The organism is Bartonella sp. W8167 (assembly GCF_016100335.1).
Taxonomy (GTDB): Bacteria; Pseudomonadota; Alphaproteobacteria; order Rhizobiales; family Rhizobiaceae; genus Bartonella; species Bartonella apis.
In genome coordinates this window covers 1-12,568 of the sequence record NZ_JACFSQ010000006.1, presented here as the reverse complement: position 1 = coordinate 12,568, position 12,568 = coordinate 1, and the positions used below count along the sequence as shown (strand labels likewise).

General features: G+C 46.9%; 1 protein-coding gene. It reads right to left on the bottom strand.

All coding sequences use genetic code 11. The features are described from left to right. Nucleotides 1-1,010 precede the first annotated feature (1,010 nt). Nucleotides 1,011-12,527 carry an Ig-like domain-containing protein gene (locus tag H3V12_RS10960; protein ID WP_210326832.1) on the bottom strand — a complete coding sequence of 3,839 codons (11,517 nt, stop codon included), beginning with the start codon at nucleotides 12,525-12,527 and terminating at the stop codon, nucleotides 1,011-1,013. Between the last annotated feature and the right edge of the window lie 41 nt (nucleotides 12,528-12,568).

The window sequence follows — 12,568 nt, the reverse complement described above, 5'->3', positions numbered from 1 at the left end:
TCCCGTCTGCAAAATCAATAACCAGATCATTACCGGAACGGGTATAATTGGTGATGCTTTCCTTGTCCGCGGTGAGAACAAAATTGTGCGGCTTGCCACCGCTATCAACAGACCCACTCCCCTCGGTCAACTTGACGACTGGATGCTGCTTGATGATATCCGACTTTGTCATATTCTGTTTCCTACATCACTAAATTGATACGCTGTGGCTAAAACGGCTATACGTTTATCAACCGATTGTTTTGTGATTTCCCCCAGGAAAACACTTGAAGGATTACCATATAAAATGAAGTAATCCTCACTTTCCTATGCACCTCAACAGGCAATAGATAGATGCTACCTTTAGTTGTTTTATATTATAATTGCAACTTAAAAACGTATTTTAAGTGGCACTCTCTTAGATTGAATTCTATGCATTAAGAAAATCCATTTCATAAATGCCGTTAAAAAAAGGAAATAATGTAAAATTATGCTATTATTGTACAATAATTTAGCTATTTTTTTTATTAAATTGAGATAAAAATTTTTATGTTAATATTTTATAAATATATTTATTAATATTAAATTCTATTAAAAATTTATAAAAACTATAAAAATTTATCATATTCGTGAATATATATGCATATTATGTATATATTGAATAGGAAAAATTTTAAACGTATCTGTTAATAAATATAATATAAATAAATAATTTTATATATAATATATAGAAATTTAATAAAAAATTTAGTTATAGATGATGAAAAAAATAAGGGAAAAAATTACGTATTAAGCTTATCCTATCATTCCAATAATTAAATGATTTTGTCTTTACGCCGAAGAACTGAGCAACCATTACGAAAATTTATTTAGTCGTTATATAATCAGAATAAGAAATATCCGAGAATGGAACGAGTTTTATCAGATCATTCAATAGTTTGAATCGACCTCGTGCAATAAGTCAGAGCGGTGTTTAAAGGCCTTACCTTATCATTCAGCGTTATATCCATAGAAGCCCGCCATAGAGAAGATTAACCGATGATGATCTGATGGTTTGCCAACAATGTGTCCAAATCGGTTTGGACATTGTTCAAAGTCAGAAGGTCGGTCGACTGGAAGGCATTCCCCTTGCCATCACGGTCAATACTCAAAATCGTATTTCCGTTTTCAACGCGGGTCGAAAGGAAGTCCTTGATATTATCACCCCAGTCGATCTGGGCTTTGCCTTTGTCGTCGTAATGGGCAGCGCCATCGGCATCGGCACGGTAGCCTTGCAACAGATCCTTGACATCAATGCGGTCGGCATCTTTATCAATCTTGGATTTGTCGGCATCAATATAGGTGCCAACCTTGAAGCCATAGGCTGTGTCATGGCCATTGCCACCGGTTGCATCATCTTGCTCAATGAGGCGATAAAGCAGAAGATCATGACCACCTGCTTCAAGGTGATAGGTGTCGTTACCACCACGACCATCGAAGAAATTGTCACCTGAGTTACCAGTGAAAGTATCGTTGAATTTACCACCGTAGATACCTTCAATGTCAATGAACTTGGCGTTGTTGAAACCTGTCGATTGATAACCGGTGTTACTCAAATCGACTATGACACCGGTAGTTGCCTTGCCAAAATCGACAATGTCTTCACCACCGCTTGCCTGCCAATATTTCTCGCCGGCATCGTTGCGCCAACCGCCGCCACCCGAATAGCTTTGGCTACCGGCTTCAGCTGTAAAGAGGTCATTATAACCGGTGCCGACAAGTCCCGGACGGTAGCCCCGGGTAGCCGGATCATTGTTTCCCGCACCGGTTGTAACCGTGTCGCCATCTTTATTGGCATTCAGGATATAGGCATGGTCTGCTTCTACAGCTTTAAGACCTGTCCACGAGCTGTTGACATTTTCTATCGCATTGTCTTTGCCGTAACCGTTTGCATCTGTCGTATGGGTGTGGGCAATACCGCCAATATCATTTGATTGCCCTTCGGTGTTGCGCAAGACAACAACCGAATAGGTTTCATTTTCTTTCAAGCCATAGAAATGGACAAGGCCGGTATTATCGGAAACACCCATGCCACCTTGGGCATTGATAACTTGTACGGCAACCAGGTTACCGGCAGAGTCGAAAAGCTGCACGGTATTGTTATAGAACACATTGGCACCATCCTTGTCGGTGATGCGAAGATGCAACGACGTTCCATAACCGACCTTGTTTTTGTTCGACAAAATGAGCGATGAATGCAAGTTGTCACGCTGCATGGTGACATCAAGCGCACCATCCCAGTCATAGTCGACAACACCAATACCATAAATGAAGTTAATACCACTGCCATCAATTGTCCTCGGGTCAACATCGCCATTGACACTGGCAAGACGGCCACCTTTAGCACCGAAGATATCCCAATTATCCCATTTGACAGAACCATCAAGATTAAGCCCGCCATTATGCCAGAGCTTCGTGCCGGCAGCACTCTGGCCGAAGCCCGGAACCTCCAGAATATCCATTTTGCCGTCGTGATCCCAATCGATTGCAACCGACCAGCGACCGTCAAGGTCGTCGCCCAAGCCGACTGCATTACGCAATTGCCCGGTTCCGTCAGCTTTATTATAAAAGATCTGGCTTTCTTTGTCGCCATGCCAACCGTGATGATTTTTGGCAAGGAACAAATCCATATAACCATCACCATTATAATCGGCCCATGTCATGGAAATGGTATTTTTATAGTTGTCAGGACCAATCGAGTCATCAGTACCATCACCGTAACTCGGCAATGAATCGTCCAAATGCTGGCTGACTGACCAGTTGGTGCCATAAACACCGTTAACAGGGGCAGATTTGCCGCTGTTCAAGAGTGTCATCAACTGATACCAGTTGTTGCCATAGCCGGAAACGCCATTCGTGTCATTAATCTTGCCGTTACCGGCAAAATCAATCGTCCCATTATTGTCAAGGTCGATTGCCGACACATGGTGATCGGTCATAAAATTGCTCGTGAGCGGGGATTGGTTACCACCAAATTGCCTGCCCATCGCAATGAACTGGTTACCGTTCAGGTTTGACGAAGTCGCTCCCTTGTTCAAGAAGATAGAGCCGGAATCCGCGCCGGAATCACCCTGAATGACATCGAGATACCCGTCACCATTCATATCGAAAGTGGCAATGCCGCCGAGGTGGTTTTCAATAGAGGCACCATTGAACATGTCGCCATATTTCACATCGACATAATTCCATTGATTATCACCCGTACCGACATAAGCGGCGGTCGTAAACCAGGAATAGGAAGTTTTTGTTGACCATACATCAATGTAACCATCATGGTTATAATCGGCCATAGTATAGGAACCGAACAAAACATTTTCCGGCCCCCACCCCCAAACATCAACCGTCCCATTATTAATTCCTGTCTGATAATTCAAATAGTGGGCTTCGGCCTTGCCGTTACTGTTGAAAACCCAAACATTCGAATTGGAAATAACCTGCCACTCGCCATTATTGTTGAGTGCGACAGCCTGCGTATAACTTAAATCTCCACTACCTCTTTGAGTATTGTTGTTTGAAATTCCGTAATCAGGAACATTTGCAGCGCCGGTTGTGTCAACGCGCACTTCGACATCATGCGCTTCGCCGACATAGCCGGATTTCGACACAATCGCAGTCGTAAAGATATAACTGTGACGGTCGATCAAGCTGCCATCGGGCAGTTTGAAACTGAATGTACCATCCGGTTTGATCTGGCTTTTTTCAACATAGCCCAACAGCACGTGATCGCGATAAATGCCGATTTTCGCGCCATCTTCAAGGTCGGCAAGATTGCCACTGATTTTACCCTGTAGAACAGGATTTGTAACATCGACATATTCACCATTCTGGAAGACTTTATCGGTTTTGCCGGTAAAGCCCGTAAATTCCGAATGTTGCGCCGAGCCATCACTATCAATAACAACAGTTTTTGCCGACTTTTGGGTTGCATCATCATCATAAATTCCGGTACTCGAAATAACGCGCGTCTTGATGACATAACTTCCGTCAGCAAGGGCAGGCTTATTTCGCCAGTCAAGTTCCCACTTTCCATTGGCGGAATTATAGGTAAGGTCATACCATTCATTATTGATGAGGGCTTGTACCTTGTCGGTATCTTTTAGCGTTCCATCCACTTTGAAGCTGAAGAGGAGTGTTTTATCCTGTGTGGTGAAGTCGCTGCTCTCGAAGCCTGTATCGTCGGTAATGCTGTCGAGTGTTGCCTTGGCACCAGGAACCGTTTTATCAACAATAAATGCATGCGCTTCGGATGCCGGTCCTTCGTTGCCGGCAGCGTCCACCGGACGGGCGGTCAGCGAGTGTGAACCATTGGCAAGCTTGGCATCGGAGTTTCTGTTACCCGCTTCCCAGAACCAAGTATGATCGCTATCCACATCCACTTCGGCAATTAATTTATTATTGTCATAGATGCGCACTTTCTTGGCATCGCTTGGTGCCGTTCCGCTAAAGATCGGGCTATCATCATTGGTGTGATCATTTTGATTGACCTTGATAATGGCCGGGCCATCTTCACCATTGGCACTATTCGGCAAAACATTATCCTGAACAGTCTCGCCGGTTATATGCTTGGGCGCGGTAATGTCGACCGTAACAACATATTCGTTTGAAACGCCGCTGGTCTTTCCCTCGGCATTTTGCGAAACGGCCGTAAACTTGTGGTCATCTTCGGTGAGCATTGCTCCGGTTGTATAAGACCATTTGCCCTCGCCATCGGCATAAACGCGGCCGATTTCCTTGCCATTATCATAGATGATAACAAGGCTGTTCTTCGGCGCCTTGCCGATAATCGTCGGATTGGTATCGTCGGTCGTGCCATTGTCAACACGGGAGCCACCATTTGCAACTGCACCCTGAATAAGGCCGACATCATCAGTAACCTCGGTAATTGTCGGCCGGTCAGGTTCACCATTATCAATATTCAGTTTGAAATCCTGTCCGGCAAGAACAGTGCCATCGGTACCTGTTGCCTCAACATAATAATTATGTTCGCCGGCGGCCTGTTCCGTCAAACCGATAGACCATTTGCCATCCGAACCGACAGTGAACGGGCCGCCAATGGGCGTTTGTTTTGTAGCGTCGCTATAAACGTAAACAATCGAGCCTGCCGGTGCCGTGCCGTGAAGTTCGGGCATTGTATCATCGGTATGACCGCCATTGGCAATCGGGCCTTTAATCGGATCCACATTGTCAACGGCATAATCAACCGTTACGGTATTTCCGTTATCGGCTATTGTTATATCGGTTCCAAAGCCGCGATTGCTTTCATTGCCGGCCGCATCTTTTACCGAGGTGGTAAAATGATGTTCGCCTTTATCAAGCGGCGTTGTCGGTGTGAACGACCACGAACCATCCGGATTAACTTTCGTCTCGCCGATTGCTTTGTCACCATCATAAATGGTCACGACATCACCCGGTTGCGATTTATCTATCTTTCCCGAGAAGGTGGGCGTTGTGTCGTTTGTTGTTCCGTGATCGGTGCTGTCATCGGAGATCACCGACTTATTAGGGGCAACATCGCTTGTAATTGTCGGACGTCCGGGACTATCCGGTGGAGTTGTATCCACCACGAACGGATAAGGTGCAGTTGCCGCACTCTTGTTGCCGCCGGCATCTGTTGCCTGAACCCAGATTTTATGGGTCCCGTCGTCAAGTCCCTGCAAACTCGTTTCCCAATGGCCGTCATTATCGACTTTTACGGTCTCGAGCAACCTGTCTTCGCCATTGAACTGGTCGTAAATTTTAACATAAGAGCCTTTTGTACCGGTTCCTTTGATAAACGGCGTATTGTCGCGCGTGATCCCGTTTTGCTGGATCTGGTTATCCGGAAAAACAACATTCGGATCATCATCATGGCCAATCTGGGTAATCGACGGAGTACCGGGCGCATGCCCGATAAGATCGAACTCGAAAACATCGGATTTTGTTTTGCCCACCACGCCGGCATGATTGACCGGAACCACCCAGAAACGGTGATGTCCCGGCATCAACGGACTATCCGGTTCAACCTCCCACGAACCGTCACTATTGATAGTCTTCTTGCCAATCGGCTTGGCGTTCGGGTCTGAAGGGTCGCTATCATAAAGAAGCACAGAATCGACCTCGGCAGGGTCAAGGGAACCGGCTTTGCCTTTGACTGTCGGACGATTGTCATCGGTGACGTGCGGTTTATTATTTTCCCCGATAATGCCGATATCGGGAGCCTGATCGTCATAGACATCAAAATCCTTCGAGCCGGACCAGTCAGGTCCTTCAGTTGTCAGAGACAAGCCCAAAGGTAGTGATTTTGGTCCCTGATTACCGGCCTTATCCTCAAGCACAGCTACAAAATAATAATCCTTATTATCCGGATAATGGGCTTCATCAAGATTAGGGGTAAATTTCCAATTGGTGCCATCAGGATGGATAGAACCAAGCTTGATCGGCTTGCCATTCTCGTCTTTTAGAATATTGCCGTCTTTATCGGCAAGATAAATAACAACATAGTCGCCGGACTTGGCACCCGAGACTGTTCCATGCAATTCGGGTGTGCGATCATCGGTATAATTTTTTTCGGTATGGCTGCTGAAATCTTGTTCAACGCCGACATTATCAATGAATTTATCAAGCGTTATCGTGCCATCCGGACCTTGATTATCAAGCGTCATTGTTTTTTCATCGATATCCGATGTCCGGCCGGCATTGTCGATAATGCGGGTCTGGATGATATAATTTGTGCCATTGGCACTCGCCGGCAAAGCTGTTACCGGACGGAAGAAATAACGGCCGCTTGCTTCATCAAATTCTGTGTCGTACCACTGCCCGCCAATATTGATCTGGACTTTTTCACCATTTGCGGCATTGAGCTTGGCCGAGGTCGTGATGTAGATTGTCGGCTGCGTATCACTGGTAATATAGTCGTTCGCATCAAAACCGGTATCCTGTGAAATACCAACAATTGTCGGTTTGGTGGCAATCGTTCCGGTGAGAACCTTAAAATTCCATGCACCGGTTGGAATACCGATATTGCCAACAGCATCAACGGGCTTGGCCTGAAACGAATGGTCGCCATTTGCCAAGGCAGTATCGGGTGTATAGCTCCATGTATATTGCCCGTTATTGTTGACAACCTTGGCTTCCCCAATTTTGACGCCATGGTCATAGATAAAGACCTTGTCGATGTCGGCTGTGGCCGAACCGCTATAGGTCGGCCTGTCGTCATTCGTCATGCCATTATTGCTGATCGTACCGGTGGTTTCCGGTACGTCGTCGGTCAAGTTGACAGACTGCAAAGCATCCGGCGCAGTCAAATCGATCGTATAATCGAAAACGGGTGATTTGTCGCTTTCATTGCCGGCTGCATCAACAGATGTTGCCTGAAAGTGATGTTCTCCTTCCGGTAACGGGCTTTGAACCGAATATTCCCAGTTGCCGTTGGAATCGGCTTTCACGCTATCAACAAGATGCGTCTCGCCATTAATCGTATCATAAATATTGACCACGCCATTGGGTTCGGCACCATGGCCTTTCAAAGTCGGCGTTGTATCGTCGCTTGCTCCACCGGAGGTAACATCCTCCTGTTTGCCACCGACATCATCGCCGGCACTGTCAATCACCGGAACATTGTTATTTTTCGTGTCGACAACAAGATTGAAGCTGTCAGACTTCGTCGAATTATTTGGAAGTAATGCCTCCGCGACAATCGTATAACTACCATCGGAAAGCGGCGGCTTGCCTTCCGGCCAGACAAATGTCCAGTCGCCTTTGGAATCGGCATTGACCGTGCCGATTTCTGTTTTCACTCCACCAATAACAGTATAGATAGTGACACTCGAATTGGGCGTTGCACGTCCATGCAATTCCGGTGTTGTATCATTGGTGAGGCCACCGTCGGAAATCCTTCCGGTGTAATCTTCGGTGGATTTCTTTTGGTCATCAACAGCGTAAAGGATGCTGACATCGACATTTGTCGGATCAACAGTGACTGTTGTTGATTGGCTTTTTGCACTTTCATTTCCTGCCGCATCGGTAACCGATGTTGCAAATTCGTAAGAACCTTTAGCAAGCGGATTTTCCGGTGTCCATGACCATTTGCCCGAGGACGGGTCAACCGTTGTCTCGCCAATTTTGACATATTGACCGTCGACTTTGTTATAAATAGTAACCTTGTCGCCCACTTGCGGGTTTTGAACAGTACCGCTGAATGTCGGGGTTTGATCGGGTGTCGTGCCATTATTTTCAATCGTACCGATACCGGGTTCCTGATCGGATTGAAGAGAAGGAACATCCGGCTGGTTTGGCGCATGATTATCATAAACAATCGGATATTCGCCGGTTTTTGAACTCGGCACACCCGTCTGGTCAACCGCTTGAACGGCAAAGTTATAATGCGTTCCAAGACCATCGGTCGAAGTATCTTTCAAGGCATAAGCAGCCGGAAGTTTGAAAGTCCATGTGCCATCATCGCCGACAATAACCGGATTGTCATCGGTATTGATTTCCTGGCCGTTTTTGAAAATGTGAATGCGTGTGCCTTTGGTTCCCATACCATGAAGGGTCGGCGTCGCATCGTCTGTCGACTGGCCTTTTTGCAGGTAAACGGATTTGCCTTCCGGATTGTTATAATCATCAATAATATTGGTGATGGATGGTGTACCCGGAGCATGTCCGGCAAAATTGAAGTTCCATTCGACATCTTGAAGCGGTGTGCGGTTGCCTGCCGGATCAACAGCAACCAGATGGAACCGGTGTTGGCCGGGGGTAATGGCTTTATTCGGAACGATTTTGAATGATCCATCCGCCTCGATAAGTCCCTCACCGATTTTGGTGTTTCCGTCGTAGAGTTCTACGATTCCACCGGCTGCCCCGGTAACCGTCCCTGCTCCCGCCTGAACTTCCGGATAATTGTCATCGGTGACGCCACCCGAATGCGGTATATCGCCGATATCCGGTTGCTGGTCGTCCACCAGTTTTATAGAATTGGCATTGCCCCATAGAGGGCCTGTCACATCGACAGTCAAAAGGAAGTCGTTGCTTGAAGCGCCTTCATTTCCGGCAGCATCCTTGACCACTGCAACATATTGGTAATTGCCTTCGGCAAGTTCGGAAAACTGGTACTGCCAGCTATAAGTGCCATCGCCGTTTGATGTGAGGTGAATATTGTCGGCAACACTATGGAGATTGCCTTGGGAATCACGATAATAGAGATGAACAACATCGCCCTCATGTGCACCTTTCACAGTGCCTTTAAGAAGTGGCGTCTTGTCATTGGTTGCCGTTCCTGACGGATAATCGCCAACATTGTTTTCGACATCATCATAGAATTTGTCAATCGTGACTTTATAACCGTCTAAAGGCGGGGTGGTGTCAACCGTCATATCCCGTGCTGTATCATGACCGACATTGCCTGCATCATCAACCACACGAGCTTTGACATGATAGACCTGATCGGTCAGTTCATGGCCCACCGCATAATAATATTTTCCGGTGTCCTTATTATAGCTTGCTGTAACCCATGTCAGACCGTCATCAAGCGAAATTTCGACATGCTCGTTATCGGCAAGTGGCTGATTGACAGTTACAAAAATCGTCGGATTTCTGTCCTGCGTTATAAGGTCGTCGTCTTTTGGTCCGGTATCGTTCGACACGCCGCTGATTGTCGGCACTGCACCTGGTGCAATTGTATCGACAATAAATTCCGAACCCTGGCAATCTGTGCCTTCATTACCGGCACTATCCACCGGACGGGCAGTCAATGTGTGTTGACCTTCGGAAAGCTTGTGGGTTTCATCAGGCGTAAATGACCATGTCCCGTCTTCCTTGACTTTTGTTGAACCGATCAGCTTGCCATTGTCGTAAATATTGACAGTTTTTGCGTCCGAAGGTGCTTTTCCGGAATATTCGGGTTGATTGTCATTGGTATACTGGCCTTTTTGAAGTTGACCGGTAAAATCATTGGCATCGTTTTTGACATCATCGGTCACCGAAACTGTATCATTGGCGATCGGTTCGGGTGACTTAATATCGACAATCACATTATAGTCATTAGAATGCTCACTTTCGTTGCCAACCTCGTCGACAGTGGTCGCGCTTAAATGATGTGTTGTGTCTCCTCCAAGCGGAGAAGGTGGTGTGAAACTCCATTTTCCTTGACCATCGGCTATGGCCGAACCGATCAGCTTGCTTTCGCCTTTTTCGCCCTTACTATTTTCTTCCTGGTCATAGATATTGACCTGCTGATATGGCTTTGCACCACTTCCGATAATTGTCGGGGTTGTATCATCGGTACTGTCACCACTTCCAACATCATTCTGAACAGCGCCGACATCATCGGTTACTCTATCAATCGACGGCTTTTGATTGTTCGTTATATCAACATCAAAATTGAAATCGGCTGTCGATTTGCCTCCCGAAGCATTTGTGGTTTCAGCATGAATGACATAATGGCCTTCGCCAAGTTTTTCACTGTCCTTGACCTGATAAGACCAGTTGCCTTCACCATCGGCCGTAACCTTTGCAAGCTCATGAACCTGATTATTGGAGTCGGTATATGTCAGAACAACAGTAGAGTTCGGTGTTGCTTTACCGACAATAAGCGGTGTTCTGTCATCGGTCTTACTATTGTTTGTGATGTGTGATTCAAGCGGTGCCTGATCATCAACAAGATAGTCAATGCTCACCTTGACCGTACTTGTGTCAACCGTGATATTGGTCGCCGTCCCCTTGCCGCTTTCATTACCGGCTGCATCACTTAAAGACGTCTGGAACTGGTGATTGCCTTTTCCTAACGGATCCTTCGGTGTCCACGACCACTCTCCCTGGTCGTTAACCTTTGCCTCACCGACTTTCACACCATCCTGATAGATGTTGACCTTGTCACCGGATTGATTTCCGTTGACCTTGCCGCTTAAAGTCGGTGTTGAATCGGCCGTTGTTCCGGTAATTGTATTGCCCTGATCATCTTTGGCCGTCGGTGCATCGGGTGCATCCGGCGCTTGTCTGTCAACAATAACCGGATAGCCGCCCGTTTCATGGCTCCATGTTGTGCCATCCTTATCCAATGCTTTGGCTGTAATCACATGGCGGGTACCAGTCGGGTCTGTCGTCGGATTGGAAAGCGCCGGAAGTGTGGTTTCCCAGGTTCCATCCTCCTTCACAGCAACTTGGGCAACGTCCACCCCGTCAACGTAAATATGAACAGTCGAACCGGTTGTGGCTGTACCTTTGATAAGCGGTGTGGAATCGCTCGTAACCGCATCTTTCTGGATGGTATCGCCATTGTCATCAAGAACATTGATAATCGAAGGTGTAGCCGGTGCATGGCCAACAAAGTTGAAATCCCATGCCGTTGTTCCCTGCGATTGCTCGTTTCCGGCATAATCAACCGGTTTGGCAACAAAGCTATGATTGCCTTGACGCAGTGGTACTGTCGGCTCGACACTCCATGACCCGTCACTATTGACCTTACCCGTTCCGATCAATGTGCCATTGTCATAAAGATTGATTTTTTCCACTTTTGTCGGGTCAACCGAATTGGCAGCACCTTTTAATGTCGGACGGCTGTCATCAGTGGTTGTACCCTTTTCAATTGTGCCGGTTTTCGGCAACTGGTCGTCAAAAAGATCAAGGCCACTTTCATTGATTACAGGTGGCGGTGTTGTCGTAACATCCAGGCCGAAACCGGAAGATTCTTGTCCAAGATTTCCCGCTTCATCGGTGATAACGCCTCTAAACTCGTGATAGCCGTCATCAAGATGGTCTTTTGCCGTGCCTCCGGGTATTCCCTTGACGTCGAACTTCCAATTGCCCGAGCCATCAACTTTTGCCGTGCCGATTGTTACCCAATCGTCACCGATTTTGACCTGCACAGTGACATAGTCACCAGGCTTCATGCCCGATGTATGACCAATCAAAGTCGGCGTATTATCATTGGTTGCTTCACCATTGGAACGGCTCTTCGATCCACCTTCCTCATTGACATCATCAATAAAGCTGTCAATCACAATCTGATAGTCGCCACCGATCGGCGCAGTCTTGTCGATTGCAACATCCTGAGCCGGACCTTCTTTGACATTGCCCGCGTCGTCAACAACGCGCCCGTAAACCTTGTGGACACCTTCAGAAAGATGAGTGTTGGAATGGTCATAATACCAGTAACCGTCAGTCTCGTCATAGGTGGCGTCATACCATGTGCCGTCAATATTGACCTGAACCTTGTAGCCGGCAGGCAATTTCTCATTAACACCGAATTTGAAAACAAGACTGTCATCGCCGGTCTTGAAATCGCTATCGCTTAAACCCCGATCTTCATTAATCGAAACAAGTCTTGTCGTCTCGGTCGGTGCATCTGTCTTCACCGTCAGATCATATTCAGTATATTTTTCGCTGTCGACGCCAAGCTTGTTGGTTGTCTGGAGCTTGAAATGATGGGCACCGGGAAGAAGCTCGTCAACCGTGCATACCCATTGATGATCATTACCGATAGTGGCCGTACCGATCTTGACCAGTTTGCCATCAATCTCGTCATAAATGGTCACGGTATCGCCGGGATTACCCTCGCCATAAAATGTCGGCTTGG